Here is a 13038-nt window from a genome sequence, read left to right on the forward strand (position 1 = left end):
CTCATGCCATCAGGCTTTAGCTTTGAGTTTTTCCTGCATAGCAGAAAAGGTCACTACATTCTCTGCGGCGCGCTCGGGATCATTTGCATCACTTTGCGTCACAGTTTCCGACGGCTTTTCATTAGTATCTCTTAGCTGAGTTTCACCAAGTTGTTTTATCCGTTGCCGGATGCCTGCTACTGCATCCAGAGTGCGTTGTTGATTGTCTGCAAGCGGCGCCTGAGCCCTATGTTGCTGATTAAGAGCGTTCAGCTTATTGCGTACATTATCAACCTGTGCAGTACTGGATTTTACGCCCAACTTATCCAGCGTCAGTCCCTCTTCTGCCATTCGCTTTAGCAGAGTCTCTGATGGCAGATGCAGGTAACCAACCACAACCTGCAGTAAATCCCTAACTTCTGCTTGTTGCGACAAACTTAATGCACTAAGCGCCGCATATAGCTTATCTTCAGCTAAAAAAGTACTGCGCAGATGGCTTCGGATCACCGTTTCAGACATCACTGCCCATTCAGCATTGTCTTTTACTGCCGGTTCTATATCAGCCAGGTTTAAGCCTTCCTGCTGCATTTGCTCTAATAATGCTGCTGAGGGAATACTAAGCCGTTTGACAGCTTGCTCAATATTGCATTTAACCCGCAAAGCCTCCAGCGTACTGTAACTGCCAAATACCGCTTTTAAATTGGCTGAATCTGATAAAAACCGGTACATAGTGATGTCCTTATAGTAACTATTAGGGTGCTAAAGCACCCATACTTCTACCCGCCTGTTGCGCTCACGGCCGGCGTCTGTATCGTTATTTGCTACCGGCAACAGCTCACCGTAAGACTCAACAGCCACCACCGGTATGCCACGCGCAGTTAACTCGCGTTCTACCGCTTTGGCGCGACGCAGCGCCAGCTCCTCATTTTTTGCCACAGCACCTACGGCATCGGAAAACCCCATCAGTACCAGACGACGGCCACTGTTTTGTTCCATAAAGCGGATAAGCCGCTCCAAATCACGCTTACCCTTGTTGTCCAAATCATTTTCACCGTAATTAAACCGAAAGTTCAGCGACAAGCGCTGCCCTGTTTCGGCATAACGGTTATATGACGCTGGCGCCCCCTCTACGGCAAAGGCTTTTTCTATGCGAATGTTTTGCGAAATCAAACCGCTTTGTTCAACCAATTGCTGCCCCTGCTCTGATATCGCAAACTGGGCAAAATCTTTCGCCAGTTGCGAGGCTGCGGTAGGCGTGTACAAATACAGCCGGCGTGACAACGCATAATCTTCTGTACTGATGGTAAAACGGGTGGGATAGATAGGTGTCGTATCAGCACCCTCTGAAATAGCCAGTGCCTTGTTATACGAAATGTAATTTAAGCCGATAAAGCCTATTGCGGCTTCATCCTGCGATACAGCAACAGACAACTCGGTGCTTGATTCAAACCGTTTAGCATTGTCAGCCAACTTCTTGCCATGCTTTTTCAGCACTAAACTGTTAAACGTATCATAGGTACCGGAATTATTATCGCGTGCCAGCAGCACTATCGGCTTGTCTACTCCGCCAAGTTGCGACCAGCGCGATATTTCACCGGCATAGATCTTTGCCAGCGTTTCAGTAGAAATGGCCTTCAGGGAATTATTCTGGTTAACAATAATCGCCAGACCATCGAGTGCAATAATATGCTCATTCCCAATTTTACTCAGATCGCCAAGCTCCGCCCGGGCCTGTGTTACTTCATCCGCTGTCACCCGACGGGACGACATGCCTATATCAGCCTTGCCCGCCAGCAAGCCGGTGAAGGCTGTACCAGAGCCATGCGCATGCAGTTCTATCGCCGCCGTTTGCCCGGCGGCGTCATACCGAAGCTGCCTTTCTACTTCTGAATTGCCTTGCTGCCAGGAGAAAGCACGGCCTCCCTGCTGTGCTAAGAACGCTTCTAACAGTGCAGGAGCCAACTTTTCACCAACCGTATTAGAGCCATGCACCCTAAGTACAGGTGTTCTGACTGACGCTACAGTGCTTGCTGATTTAACTGTTACAGCGGTTTCAGTTTGCATCTGCTGCACAACCGGTGTTGTCACTGCTGTCGTGGCACTGACTATTTGAGACGGCTGAGCCTGGTTTGACGCAAACCAGACGTAACCAGCGCTCATTAGCGCAACAACACTGACAACCAAAGCTGCTAATACCAGATTACGGTTGCCCGTGGCTGATACCACCTTGGTATCAGCCATAATAGTGGCGTCGGTCGCAGTATTCTGAGCCTTGTCTAATTGATGTAACAGCTGATCAAGCTCTTCATCTTTTAACGCGGCAAGCTCAGCCACTACGGCAGCACGGTAGTCGGCGTTATCCTGTAACTGTGCTAATGACAGTTGAATCTGAAACTTACTCTGGCATAGCTGAACTAAACGACTCAGCACATTGCTTACACCTGAATAATTGGTTGAAGTCACACTCACTGCCTGTTCCTGTTTAACTGACGGGAAAACAACGAGCTGATTATAGGCAACTGATATTGCAGCAACATTACAGTTCATCAAACTATGTCTGTCACTTCTAGCGATGATTGGATTAATTAATCTAATGGATATCAGTTATTTTATCTCGTGTATCTTACACAGAAGTGTCACTGTCTCTATATAAAATAGACTTCAATTAAATCAAGCACTGCAGAGGCAAACCATGAAACTGTTATCTATTACTTTAGTATCGTCACTGGCACTTTTCAGCACAGTTAGCGAAGCAAGTAACAATACTTATGTTTATTCAAACGCTGAATACTGTCAATTAGCTAACGGTACAGCGTCAGCGCCGTTTTTAGACGCCTACAGCCGTAAGTTAGGCTTTACCCCAACGACAGAAGAGTGCCGGGCTCTCACTAAGGTGGTGAATGAGCAAAGCGCTGTTTCGGCACAACAAGATGTACGGAAGTTGTTAAGAGAAGCGTTAAAGGGCTCTGCACTGCGCCCAAGTGCTTCTTTAGTGCTTAAAATGACCGAGATGTCAGCAGCCGAACGTCAACAGACTCTGACCAAACTGTTCAGCTAAATAACTGCGCAGTTAAAAGTGATATAGCCGCTGCAGATACTGTTCTGCGGCGGCTTTTTTAGTTTGGTTACAGCGGTTTAACTAAAGACAACTGATATACATCATGCCGCCGGTCTTTCATGGTGTTCACACTGCCGTGCGTATGTAGCTCTTTTAGCGCATCCAGATCAACATCGACTATCAGTAACATTTCTGAGTTGGGCGTGGCTTCTGCCTTTATGCCAGTGGTGGGAAAGGCGAAGTCTGACGGCGTAAACAGTGCCGATTGGGCGTACTGAATATCCATATTATTCACCCGCGCCAGGTTACCTACAGCACCGGCAATGGCGACATAGCATTCGTTTTCTATGGCGCGGGCCATCGCGCAGTGCCGCACCCGGGTGTAGCCATTTTGCGTATCGGTTAAAAACGGCACAAACAAGATATTCATGCCCTGATCAGACAGTAACCGGGCGTACTCGGGAAACTCGACATCGTAGCAAATCATAATGCCGATTTTGCCGCAGTCAGTGTCAAATACCCTGACCTTGTCACCGCCGGTCATCGCCCAGTTACGCTTTTCCGCCGGGGTTACATGCACCTTGTCATATTGCTCCCAACTGCCATCACGGCGGCATAAAAAGCCGCTGTTATGCAGTTTGCCATCATACAGGTACGGCATACTGCCGCTGATGATATTGATGTTATAGGCAATGGCAAATTCGACAAATTTATCGCGGATGGTATCGGTATATTTGGCCAGCTGACGGATACTTTCGGTTACGCTTAAATGGTTGTAATGCTCCATCAAAGGCGCGGCAAACAGCTCTGGAAACAAAATAAAATCACTTTTGTAATCAGACACCGCATCAACAAAAAACTCCATCTGCTCAAACAGCTGGTTAATGTCTTTCATATTGCGCATTTGCCACTGCACCAGGCCTAAACGCACTTCGGCTTTGGGCACATTAATTAACTTAACGGACTTGGTGTAGTAAATATTGGCCCATTCCAGCAAGGTTGCATATTCCTGTGACTGGGTATCACCACGCAGATAGCCTTTAAGTAACTTACGCACATGAAAGCCATTGGCCAGCTGAAAGCTCAGTACCGGGTCGTGAATTTCCCGCACCTTCACTTTTTCGATATATTGCTTGGCGCTCATTTTATCGGCGTATTCGTTATAGTTCGGCATACGGCCGCCGGCCATAATGGCGCGTAAATTCAGGTTTTCGCACAGCTCTTTGCGCGCATCGTACAAGCGCCGCGCCAGGCGCAGGCCGCGAAAATCCGGATGAATAAACACCTCTATGCCGTACAATACATCGCCGTTGGGATCGTGGTTTTTAAACGAAAAACCAGTGACAATTTGCTCGTAAGTGTGATCATCACCAAATTTGCTGTAATCGATAATCAACGAAAAGGCGCAGCCGACGACTTTGCCATCGACACAGACACACAGCTGGCCTTCGGGAAACTTAGTCAACAAGGTATTGACCACCGGCTCAGTCCAGGCCAGCAAGGGCGCATCCTGATATACCTGTTCTGACGCTTTACGCAGCGCCGTCATATCTTCCCGCGTTAAGTGACGCACTTCAACATGGTTGGCTTCCATAAGCTCTCCTGTGGTTGCTGTACTGTATTAAGCGTAACACAGCCTGTCACAACCGGCAGAAGTTAAACCAGAAAGCGCGGACCGCTATGCCGCTATCTCAGCCGCGTATTGTTGTTTTAGTTACATCTGTTTGCTACCCCCAATGGAGTAGCCAGACGCCCCTTAATGGCAATAACAATACCGGCACAAAGCTTTTAAGCTTATGCACATAACACCGAGCAAGGCGTTCTAAAGCTGAAAAGCAATGAAGCCTTTGCCGTGGCACTAACGCCACCGGGTAAGTCTGGAAACGGCCTTACCTCCCCACTTGGAAAGGTGAATTATGTTAACTGACGCCTATGCGCGCCGCTTTAGCTATTTGCGGCTGTCTGTCACCGAAAGCTGCAATTTCCGCTGCAGCTACTGCCTGCCTGACGGTAATGACTGTAACAGCCGAAGCAGCGAGCTAACACTGCCGGAAATTCGCCGCTTAGTCACCGCCTTTGCCAAACTCGGCACCCGCAAGGTGCGCATTACCGGCGGCGAGCCATCGCTGCGTAAAGACTTAACCGAAATTATTGCTACCTGCAAAGCCGTGCCTGGTGTTGAAAAAGTGGCGCTAACCACCAACGGCTACCGGCTAAAACGTGATGCGCTGGCCTGGCAACAAGCCGGCCTGGATGCAGTAAACGTCAGCGTCGATAGTTTAGACGCGGCGACTTTTCATCTGGTGACCGGTCAGGACAAACTGGCCGACATCTTAGACGGCATAGCACACGCCAGGGCCATTGGCATTAAGCAGGTAAAAATTAATACCGTGCTGTTAAAGCAGCACAATGCGCTGGCGCTGCCGGACTTTCTTACTTTTGTTAAACAGCAGAATATCGCGCTGCGTTTTATCGAGCTGATGCGCACCGGTGACAATGCCGGCTTTTATCAGCGCCAACATTTAAGTGGCGAGCATATTCAGCAGCAGCTGCTGGCACAAGGTTGGCAGCTAAACGCCAAAGCCAACACCGACGGCCCGGCGCTGGAATATTCGCATGCCGGTTATCAGGGCCGGATTGGCCTGATTATGCCGTACAGCAAAGACTTTTGCGCCGATTGTAACCGGCTTAGGGTATCAAGCCTGGGTCAGCTGTATTTATGCCTGTTTACCGACAGCCATCAGGACATGCGCAGCCTGCTGCAAAGCGATGACAGCGCGCCGCTAATGCGTTTTTTACAGCAAGCGGTGCAAGGCAAAGCCTTTAGCCACCAGTTGGCGGAGGATTACAGCGGCAGCACCCGGCATTTAGCCCAGATTGGTGGATAACAGGCGGATAATATGAGCATAACAATGCCGTTTAGTGCGCTGATTTTAGCCGGTGGCCAGTCCAGCCGCATGGGCCAGGATAAAGCCCTGCTGCAACTTAATGGCCAAAGCTTACTGGCGCATATGCAGCAACTGGCACTGGACAGTGGCGCCGTTGAAGTGCTGGTAAGCCGCAATCTGCCGGGCTTTATTGCCGATACAACGCCGCAACAAGGGCCTTTAGCCGGTATTTTGGCAGCGCTGCAATACTGCAGTGGTTCGCAGTTACTGGTATTGCCGGTTGATACCCCGCTATTAACGGTAACCAGCCTGCAACTCTTGCTGCAACACGCCAATGGCGCGGCCTGCCATTTTAGCGATAACCCGCTACCTTGCGTATTGCCGGTAACCCCGGCCCTTAGCCCCCTGATAAGCGCGCAACTGCGCACTGGCCAGCGTTCGGTTCACGCCCTGCTCAGGCTACTTAATGCTAAAAGCCTGGTGGCGCCAGACACAGAATTATTTAATACCAATACACCAGCCGACTGGCTGCACTGTTTAACTCTGCTCAATAGCGGCAGCAGCACGGGCAGCAGCAACAAGGAACAGCAGGAGGGCCTATGCCAAAGCCAGATTTAAGCCGGTTTTATCCGCTGAATATCGCTGTACTCACAGTGTCGGATAGCCGGACCAGCGCTAATGACAGCAGTGGCGATCTATTATGTCAGCTGTTGCAAAGCGCCGATCATCAGTTAGTTGCGCGCTCATTATTACCCAATAACAAATATCAGTTGCGCGCTACGCTAAGCCAGTGGATCACAAGCGATAACATTCAGGTCGTGCTGATTAACGGCGGTACTGGCTTTCATCACACTAACTGCACCGTTGAAGCGCTAACGCCATTGCTCGATACGCTGGTACCCGGCTTTGGTGAGCTGTTCCGTCAACTGTCGTTTAACCAGCTAGGCTCAGCCGCGCTGCAATCCGGTGCGGTAGCTGGCCTGGCCAATGGCACCCTGCTGTTCGCCATGCCCGGCTCAGGCGGCGCTTGTACGCTTGCGATGCAGCAGCTGATTTTGCCGCAATTAGATAGCAAAACCGGACCCTGCAACTTTGTTGCCCATGTTAAAAACAGTCCGCTGAAAAGCTGTGGAGCTTAAAATGACAGCAACCCTAACCCATTTGGATCAGAGCGGCGCGGCTGCGATGGTCGATGTCAGTGCCAAAGCAGCCACCACCCGGCTGGCCCGCGCCGGCGCCCTGGTGCAAACCACACCACAGGTGATTGAGTTAATTGCCCAGGCACTGCTAAAAAAAGGTGATGTACTGGCCACAGCGCGCATTGCCGGCATTATGGCAGCGAAAAAAACCAGCGAGCTGATCCCGCTATGTCATCCATTAATGCTCAGCAAAGTATCAGTCGATTTTCAGCTACTGCCAACGCAAGGCCAAATTCAAATTGAAAGCTGTTGTGTGTTAAGCGGCGGCACCGGCGTCGAGATGGAGGCGTTAACCGCTGCCAGTGTGGCCGCGCTAACCATTTACGATATGTGTAAAGCGGTAGATAAAGCGATGATCATCAGCGATATCCGCCTGCTGGAGAAAACCGGCGGCAAGTCCGGGCACTACCTTGTGGAAGCTAACAAATGACGGTTTCTGCCAGATTGATATATACGGAGGATCGCCGCAGACCCATTTCGCGAATAGCGAAGGCGGGCAGCAAATTCGTCGGGAACGAATTTGCCCAGCGTCAGCTGGCCCGCACGCGTGGAGGGCAGGATGTGCCCGCAACGACGCTGCGGCGAGTCCGGAGTAGATATCAATCTGCGCCCGGCCAGTCAGGACCGGGCAATATCAGTATCAACGAAAAAAGAAATCACCGGAGGCAATATGATTAAAATTCTGTTTTTCGCCGCCCTGCGCGAGCGGCTTGATTGCGAACAATACCTGCTGAGTTGCGATGGCAACATGTTGCAGGTGACCGATATCCTGCAGCAACTGCAAAGCCGTTGTCATAGCTGGCGGCAGGAACTTAGCCGCAGCGATTTGCTCTGCGCACTAAACCAGCAACTGGTGCCACTAAGCGCCAACGTGCAGGACGGCGATGAGCTGGCGTTTTTTCCGCCGGTAACTGGTGGCTAGCAGGTGGTAAAGCATATGAGCATCTTTGTTGCCGTACAAAGCGATGACTTTTGTGTCGCCAGTGAATATAACGAACTGCGCCGCCAATCAGGCTGCGGCGCTATCGTCACCTTTAGCGGCCTGGTACGCGAGCTTAGCGACAACCAACTGCACAGCATGACACTGGAGCACTACCCCGGCATGACTGAGCAAGCCCTCTCAGCCATTGCTGAACAGGCACAACAGCGCTGGCAACTGGGCGCAGTGCACCTTATTCACCGCGTTGGCACCTTGAAGCCGCATGAGCAAATAGTGTTTGTCGGCATTGCCAGCGCGCACCGCGCCGCCGCCTTTGCCGCCTGCGAGTTTATAATGGATTACCTGAAAAACCGCGCGCCGCTGTGGAAAAAAGAACACACCAGCAACGGCGATTACTGGGTAGCGGCCAAAACCAGTGACCAACACGCGCTAACGCGCTGGGACTAGCCAATGCGTCAGTTACTGCTAATACTGGGCTTTATCTACAGCTTAACCGCCGAGACCAGCGACAAGCTCACCATAGCGGCCGCCTCTGATCTGCGCTATGCCATGGCTGACATCGTCAGCCTGTTTCAGCAGCAGACTCAACTTGATGTCAGGGTAATTTATGGCGCCAGCGGTAAGCTCAGCACGCAAATCCGCCATGGCGCGCCCTATGATATGTTTTTCTCTGCCGATATCAGCTTTGCCCAACAGCTATACCAGGACGGCCTGGCAGCCACTGCACCACGGCCCTATGCACTCGGGCATTTAGTGCTGTGGAGCCCAAAACAAAATATGGCCGGTATTAGCCTGAGCCAACTGGCAGAATTTGATTTTGACCGCCTGGCCATCGCCCAACCCGCCCATGCGCCTTATGGCCAGCGCGCCAAACAAGCCTTGCAGGCCGCCGGCGTTTGGCAGGCGCTGGAGGCGAAAATTGTCTATGGCGAAAATATCGCCCAAACCGCGCAACTGGCACAAAGCGGCGGCGCTGATATCGCCATTATTGCGCTGTCGCTGGCCCGCTTTCCGGAGCTGGCCAGTCAGGGCTACCAACCTATTCCCACTGAGCTACACCAACCGCTGCTGCAGGCCTATGTGATCACCCGCCATGGCGCCGATAACCTTGCCGCGCGGCAGTTCGCGGCGTTTGTCGCCACGCCAGCAGTGCTGGATATTATGCAGCGCTATGGTTTTGAACAAGGGCGTTTTGAACAGCCGGGCGTTGAGCAGCCGGAGACGCAATGATGCCAGAGCTGTTCGCCGCACTCAGCCCGCAAGACTGGCAAGCCATTCGGCTAACATTAAAGCTGTGCCTGTATACCACCGCCATTTTACTGCTGTTGGCTACGCCACTGGCCTGGTGGTTAGCGCTGCGGCAAAGCAAATTGCGCACCGCCATTCAGGCCATAGTGGCGCTGCCGCTGGTCTTGCCACCAACGGTACTGGGCTTTTACTTGCTGTTGCTACTCGGCCCACACGGCGCCGTTGGCAGCACGCTGGAACGCTTAGGCGTATCGCATCTGGCTTTTAGTTTTAGCGGCATTTTAATTGGCTCGGTGATTTACTCACTGCCCTTTGCTGTGCAGCCACTGTTGGAAAGCTTTCGTCGCATGGGGCCCGGGCCGCTGGAAGTCGCCGCAACCTTGGGTGCCGGCAAGCTGGACCAGCTGTTTAGCGTGGTACTGCCACTGTGTCGCGGCGGCTTTATCGTTGCGGCTACCCTGACCTTTGCCCATACGCTGGGCGAGTTTGGCGTTATTTTAATGCTCGGCGGCAGTATCCCCGGTGAAACCCAGGTGCTGTCAGTGCTGATTTACGACCACACCGAAGCAATGAACTACGCCCAGGCGCATCAGCTGTCGCTCGGCTTATTAATCAGTGCCTTTGTGGTGCTGTTTATTGTCTATGGTTTAAACCGGCGTTTTGAGCGTGAGGCCGTGCTGTAATGAACAATATAATGAGTAACCTGACGAGCACCGTAATGAGCAGCTTAACCCGCGCAATGCAGCAGGGCTGGCAGCACTTAACCCCTGAACGTCAGGCCAGCCAGCCGCCAGCAGCACAGAGCCTGCAATTACAACTGACAGTTAAGCGCGGCGCTTTTACGCTTGAGCTTAACCACAGCTTGTCATTACGCGGTGTTACCGCGCTATTTGGCCGATCTGGTTGTGGCAAAACCACCCTGCTGCGCGCCATCGCCGGGCTGGATCGCCACGCTGACGCGCAGATCCGCTGCAATGATGTCGTCTGGCAGCAAGGCAATCACTTTATGCCGGTGCATCAGCGCCGTATCGGTATGGTGTTTCAGCACAGCAGCTTATTGCCGCATTTATCGGCTCTGCAAAACCTGTTGTACGGCTTTAAACGCCGGGTTAAACACAGTGCAATACAGCTGGAACCGGCGCAGGTCATCAGCTTATTAGAGCTGCAAAGCTTATTGCCGTTGCAGCCAGAGCAGCTGTCCGGCGGCCAGCGCCAGCGTATTGCGCTGGGCCGGGCCTTACTTAGTCAACCAGAATTATTGTTATTAGATGAGCCTCTGGCATCACTGGATCAGCAAAGCCGCAATGAGATTTTGCCGTTTTTACAGCGTATCGCGAATCAAACCGGCATCCCTATGCTATTGGTCAGCCATCAGTTAGATGACGTGGTGAAACTGGCCGATCAGTTGGTGCTAATGCAGGATGGCCGTATTATCAGCCAGGGCCCGCTGCCACAGCAGTTAATGCAACCACAGCTTGCCGCTATAGGCGCTATGTCGCTGCTGCACGCAAAAAGCCACGGCAGCAGTAACCATCTGCTTAAGCTCAGTATCGGTCAGCAGCAGTTGCAGCTACCAGCACCGCAACAGTGCGACAACGCAAACTATTCCCCCACTTCATACCGTTTACGCATTCAGGCGCGCGATGTGGCGCTAAGCCTAACGCCGCTAACCGACAGCTCGGTCAGTAATCAGTTACAAGTCAGCATCAGCGGCTTTAACAACGCCCCCCACCCGGCCGAAACATTGGTGCAGCTAACACTCGAAGGCCAACCACTACAGGCACTGCTAACCAAACAATCAGCAGAACGCTTGGGCTTGCAGGCAGGCCAGCAGGTGTATGCGCAGATTAAAGCAGTGGCGTTGGATTAGCTAAATAGACTTAAATCGTCATCTATCCGTAATTCTGAGAAAACTTCGTCAGCAGAATAGGATTCCTCTTCTCCTTGCAGGTAAGACTGGTAACGTCGATGAGCCTCGTTTACCCAGAATTTTTCAACCTGAGCAGGAGCAGCCGTTGGGTAAGGCTCCAGACTGTTCAGCAGATGCACAATCAGCTCCGCAGGTTCCGACACAGGAAGATAAAGTGCCTCAGACTCAATCGCCTCAGTGGCAGGTAACATAAATACCCCTGTAGCAAATTATTTGTTTCAATAGTCTACACGCTGACACGGACTTACACCAAATTTTGCGGATTACGTGCAGTTTGAGAACCTGCCCTATGTCGATTCCGGAAAATAGCGTTCAATATCTAAGGCGCCGTGGAAAACACCAAGGATATCGATTTGAGTTGGACGAGCTAAATACGCTATGCGGTAATGGCCATAAAGCAGAATACGGATCTCACCTTCAGCCTCTTTACGATAGAAATAGCCAATCTGAGGAAACTGGCTGAGAATTTGGGACTTGGCAAAAATGTCTGTTACCACTTTCTGCGCGGCAAGCGAATTATCGGCTGCAATATAGTCGTAAATATCGCGCATCCAGCGCTGTGCTTCTGAAGTCCAGTTTATTTCGACCATGAACGTATTTGTTGTTCCATTACCATATTCGACACTACCTGCCCTTCCCGGACATCTTTCAGACCGCGCTGAACCATATGCTCAAACGCTAACTCGCGCAAAATCTCTTCATAACTGGCATCATCCGGTTGGGATTGAACAATCTCAGTTATCTTTTCTTTCACATCAGACATCTTGCTCTCCAACTTGCTTGCACGGATCTGAGCGATATAAGTCACAGCCCCGGACGGATAGCGTTTCAATTAAGTCAAAGCATAGCGTAATTTAACCGGATACTGCACGCAACCAACATTCAATCACTGCAGTGCCGGGTAAGTTAGCTTGCCGGCGGTAACATAAAGCCCGTGATTGCTGTTTATTGCGCATGATGTGCAGTATTAACACTACACGCCAGCCTGATGTTAAAAGATGCTGATGCAGCAAAGGCGCTCGCATCTTTAGAAACCAGCGCCGCCACTTCAATCAGTGGTTAGTAGCCGGCATCGGCCAGGATATCTGCGAGCATAAAGCTAACCATCTCGGCGTCAGCGTTAATGTCTTCATCTTTAGCATCGTAATCGGGGTTATCGTTGAGCACCCAATCACAGACTTTGCCCGAGAAGTTTCCCAGTAATGCGGCTTCTTCAGCGTTGCTTACTGAAATTGCACCTTGCTGTTTACCGAACAGTGCAAACACATTTTTATCATACTTTTTTGCCAGCGCCAGAAATGCCGAATGTTGTTCTTTAGTAAATTCACTCATAGCGTACACACTTCCCTATGCCTTTCTTAACTACAAGGAAATAAAGCCCTAAGCTTGCTGACCAGCAACACTGCGGAGTTGGCTTTGGCGGCAGATTTCTTCTGCTGTAAATCACGTTGTAGCGCTGCCAACAGCTGCTGATTAACTTCATGCGGCGGTACATTAGATGCGGCTACGCACCAGCTTTGCCCTTCGCCACTGTCGATAACACCGGCCAGATACATAGCGAGCTGCTCACTGGCGATACCTTTTGCTGCCTGCGCTGAAAATGCCGGCGGCAAGGGCGTAACAGGATTACCGTTTGCCAGGGCTTGCAGACGATCAAGCGGCACCCTGGCATTTTGATCTGCAGTGCCCAATGCCGCGCCGCTTACAAGCGCACTAAACAAGGAGGTTGTAACTACAACCAGGCGAAATGGCATACGAAGGCTCCGGCAGATAAACATGATAGGAAATTTTGCCTT

18 protein-coding genes and 1 riboswitch are annotated in these 13038 nt (G+C 51.3%); of the genes, 10 read left to right on the forward strand and 8 right to left on the reverse strand.

Annotation, left to right across the window (positions count from 1 at the left end; all coding sequences use genetic code 11):
- Positions 1-9 precede the first annotated feature (9 nt).
- Both EYB30_RS17675 and EYB30_RS17680 read right to left on the reverse strand, forming a co-directional pair.
- On the reverse strand, positions 10-708 hold the full coding sequence (locus EYB30_RS17675) for a hypothetical protein (protein WP_166840728.1): 699 nt from the start codon (positions 706-708) through the stop codon (positions 10-12).
- A gap of 30 nt (positions 709-738) precedes the next feature.
- Positions 739-2448, reverse strand: a complete 1710-nt coding sequence (locus EYB30_RS17680; RefSeq protein WP_206674681.1) for a phosphate ABC transporter substrate-binding/OmpA family protein — start codon at positions 2446-2448, stop codon at positions 739-741.
- A 223-nt stretch (positions 2449-2671) separates the two neighbouring features.
- Here EYB30_RS17680 and EYB30_RS17685 point away from each other — a divergent pair, with 223 nt between their 5' ends.
- On the forward strand, positions 2672-3037 hold the full coding sequence (locus EYB30_RS17685) for a hypothetical protein (protein ID WP_166840730.1): 366 nt from the start codon (positions 2672-2674) through the stop codon (positions 3035-3037).
- Positions 3038-3104: 67 nt separating this feature from the next.
- Here the strand turns inward: EYB30_RS17685 and EYB30_RS17690 are convergent, their stop codons facing one another.
- Positions 3105-4631 carry a carbon-nitrogen hydrolase family protein gene (locus EYB30_RS17690; protein WP_166840732.1) on the reverse strand — a complete coding sequence of 509 codons (1527 nt, stop codon included), beginning with the start codon at positions 4629-4631 and terminating at the stop codon, positions 3105-3107.
- Positions 4632-4831: 200 nt separating this feature from the next.
- A riboswitch (molybdenum cofactor riboswitch) is annotated at positions 4832-4965 on the forward strand.
- Here EYB30_RS17690 and moaA point away from each other — a divergent pair.
- The 9 genes from moaA (at position 4954) to modC (ending at position 11182) form a co-directional block, all read left to right on the forward strand.
- The gene (gene moaA / locus EYB30_RS17695) at positions 4954-5925 is read left to right on the forward strand and encodes a GTP 3',8-cyclase MoaA (RefSeq protein WP_166840734.1); all 972 of its coding nucleotides are present in this window, start codon (positions 4954-4956) and stop codon (positions 5923-5925) included. It overlaps the preceding riboswitch by 12 nt.
- A gap of 12 nt (positions 5926-5937) precedes the next feature.
- On the forward strand, positions 5938-6543 hold the full coding sequence (mobA, locus tag EYB30_RS17700) for a molybdenum cofactor guanylyltransferase (protein ID WP_166840736.1): 606 nt from the start codon (positions 5938-5940) through the stop codon (positions 6541-6543).
- Positions 6525-7064, forward strand: coding sequence for a molybdenum cofactor synthesis domain-containing protein (locus tag EYB30_RS17705; RefSeq protein ID WP_166840738.1), 540 nt, complete (start codon positions 6525-6527; stop codon positions 7062-7064). Before mobA ends, EYB30_RS17705 begins: the two co-directional genes overlap by 19 nt.
- 1 nt (position 7065) lies before the next feature.
- The gene (gene moaC / locus EYB30_RS17710; protein WP_166840739.1) at positions 7066-7554 is read left to right on the forward strand and encodes a cyclic pyranopterin monophosphate synthase MoaC; all 489 of its coding nucleotides are present in this window, start codon (positions 7066-7068) and stop codon (positions 7552-7554) included.
- 129 nt (positions 7555-7683) lie between these two features.
- The gene (locus EYB30_RS17715) at positions 7684-8046 is read left to right on the forward strand and encodes a MoaD/ThiS family protein (RefSeq protein WP_241698081.1); all 363 of its coding nucleotides are present in this window, start codon (positions 7684-7686) and stop codon (positions 8044-8046) included.
- 15 nt (positions 8047-8061) lie between these two features.
- Positions 8062-8511, forward strand: a complete 450-nt coding sequence (moaE, locus tag EYB30_RS17720) for a molybdopterin synthase catalytic subunit MoaE (protein ID WP_166840741.1) — start codon at positions 8062-8064, stop codon at positions 8509-8511.
- A gap of 3 nt (positions 8512-8514) precedes the next feature.
- Positions 8515-9294: a molybdate ABC transporter substrate-binding protein gene (modA, locus tag EYB30_RS17725; protein ID WP_166840744.1), complete on the forward strand. Its 780-nt coding sequence runs from the start codon at positions 8515-8517 to the stop codon at positions 9292-9294.
- Complete coding sequence (gene modB / locus EYB30_RS17730) at positions 9294-9995, forward strand: molybdate ABC transporter permease subunit (RefSeq protein ID WP_166840885.1); 702 nt, start codon at positions 9294-9296, stop codon at positions 9993-9995. The genes modA and modB overlap by 1 nt, the downstream gene beginning before the upstream one ends.
- Before the next feature lie 56 nt (positions 9996-10051).
- On the forward strand, positions 10052-11182 hold the full coding sequence (modC, locus tag EYB30_RS17735; protein WP_422125037.1) for a molybdenum ABC transporter ATP-binding protein: 1131 nt from the start codon (positions 10052-10054) through the stop codon (positions 11180-11182).
- On the opposite strand, the gene EYB30_RS17740 is transcribed toward modC, so the two are convergent.
- From EYB30_RS17740 to EYB30_RS17760, 5 genes are all read right to left on the reverse strand, one after another.
- Complete coding sequence (locus EYB30_RS17740) at positions 11179-11433, reverse strand: addiction module protein (RefSeq protein ID WP_166840749.1); 255 nt, start codon at positions 11431-11433, stop codon at positions 11179-11181. The genes modC and EYB30_RS17740 overlap by 4 nt on opposite strands.
- Before the next feature lie 96 nt (positions 11434-11529).
- Positions 11530-11832: a type II toxin-antitoxin system RelE/ParE family toxin gene (locus tag EYB30_RS17745; protein ID WP_166840751.1), complete on the reverse strand. Its 303-nt coding sequence runs from the start codon at positions 11830-11832 to the stop codon at positions 11530-11532.
- Positions 11820-12005, reverse strand: coding sequence for a hypothetical protein (locus tag EYB30_RS17750; protein ID WP_166840753.1), 186 nt, complete (start codon positions 12003-12005; stop codon positions 11820-11822). The genes EYB30_RS17745 and EYB30_RS17750 overlap by 13 nt, the downstream gene beginning before the upstream one ends.
- A 296-nt stretch (positions 12006-12301) precedes the next feature.
- Positions 12302-12574 carry a hypothetical protein gene (locus tag EYB30_RS17755; RefSeq protein ID WP_166840755.1) on the reverse strand — a complete coding sequence of 91 codons (273 nt, stop codon included), beginning with the start codon at positions 12572-12574 and terminating at the stop codon, positions 12302-12304.
- 26 nt (positions 12575-12600) lie between these two features.
- On the reverse strand, positions 12601-12996 hold the full coding sequence (locus EYB30_RS17760; RefSeq protein ID WP_166840757.1) for a Rap1a/Tai family immunity protein: 396 nt from the start codon (positions 12994-12996) through the stop codon (positions 12601-12603).
- Between the last annotated feature and the right edge of the window lie 42 nt (positions 12997-13038).

The organism is Rheinheimera pleomorphica (assembly GCF_011634895.1).
Lineage (GTDB): Bacteria > Pseudomonadota > Gammaproteobacteria > Enterobacterales > Alteromonadaceae > Alishewanella > Alishewanella pleomorphica.

Excerpts from the sequence above, each read along its gene's own strand:
- moaE (WP_166840741.1), top strand. The coding sequence starts at position 8,062 with ATGAGCATCTTTGTTGCCGTACAAAGCGATGACTTTTGTGTCGCCAGT.
- EYB30_RS17715 (WP_241698081.1), top strand. The coding sequence starts at position 7,684 with ATGTGCCCGCAACGACGCTGCGGCGAGTCCGGAGTAGATATCAATCTG.
- modA (WP_166840744.1), top strand. The coding sequence starts at position 8,515 with ATGCGTCAGTTACTGCTAATACTGGGCTTTATCTACAGCTTAACCGCC.
- moaA (WP_166840734.1), top strand. The coding sequence starts at position 4,954 with ATGTTAACTGACGCCTATGCGCGCCGCTTTAGCTATTTGCGGCTGTCT.
- EYB30_RS17685 (WP_166840730.1), top strand. The coding sequence starts at position 2,672 with ATGAAACTGTTATCTATTACTTTAGTATCGTCACTGGCACTTTTCAGC.
- EYB30_RS17745 (WP_166840751.1), bottom strand. The coding sequence starts at position 11,832 with ATGGTCGAAATAAACTGGACTTCAGAAGCACAGCGCTGGATGCGCGAT.
- EYB30_RS17675 (WP_166840728.1), bottom strand. The coding sequence starts at position 708 with ATGTACCGGTTTTTATCAGATTCAGCCAATTTAAAAGCGGTATTTGGC.
- EYB30_RS17705 (WP_166840738.1), top strand. The coding sequence starts at position 6,525 with ATGCCAAAGCCAGATTTAAGCCGGTTTTATCCGCTGAATATCGCTGTA.
- EYB30_RS17760 (WP_166840757.1), bottom strand. The coding sequence starts at position 12,996 with ATGCCATTTCGCCTGGTTGTAGTTACAACCTCCTTGTTTAGTGCGCTT.
- modC (WP_422125037.1), top strand. The coding sequence starts at position 10,052 with ATGCAGCAGGGCTGGCAGCACTTAACCCCTGAACGTCAGGCCAGCCAG.
- EYB30_RS17755 (WP_166840755.1), bottom strand. The coding sequence starts at position 12,574 with ATGAGTGAATTTACTAAAGAACAACATTCGGCATTTCTGGCGCTGGCA.
- EYB30_RS17740 (WP_166840749.1), bottom strand. The coding sequence starts at position 11,433 with ATGTTACCTGCCACTGAGGCGATTGAGTCTGAGGCACTTTATCTTCCT.
- modB (WP_166840885.1), top strand. The coding sequence starts at position 9,294 with ATGCCAGAGCTGTTCGCCGCACTCAGCCCGCAAGACTGGCAAGCCATT.
- EYB30_RS17750 (WP_166840753.1), bottom strand. The coding sequence starts at position 12,005 with ATGTCTGATGTGAAAGAAAAGATAACTGAGATTGTTCAATCCCAACCG.
- mobA (WP_166840736.1), top strand. The coding sequence starts at position 5,938 with ATGAGCATAACAATGCCGTTTAGTGCGCTGATTTTAGCCGGTGGCCAG.
- EYB30_RS17690 (WP_166840732.1), bottom strand. The coding sequence starts at position 4,631 with ATGGAAGCCAACCATGTTGAAGTGCGTCACTTAACGCGGGAAGATATG.
- moaC (WP_166840739.1), top strand. The coding sequence starts at position 7,066 with ATGACAGCAACCCTAACCCATTTGGATCAGAGCGGCGCGGCTGCGATG.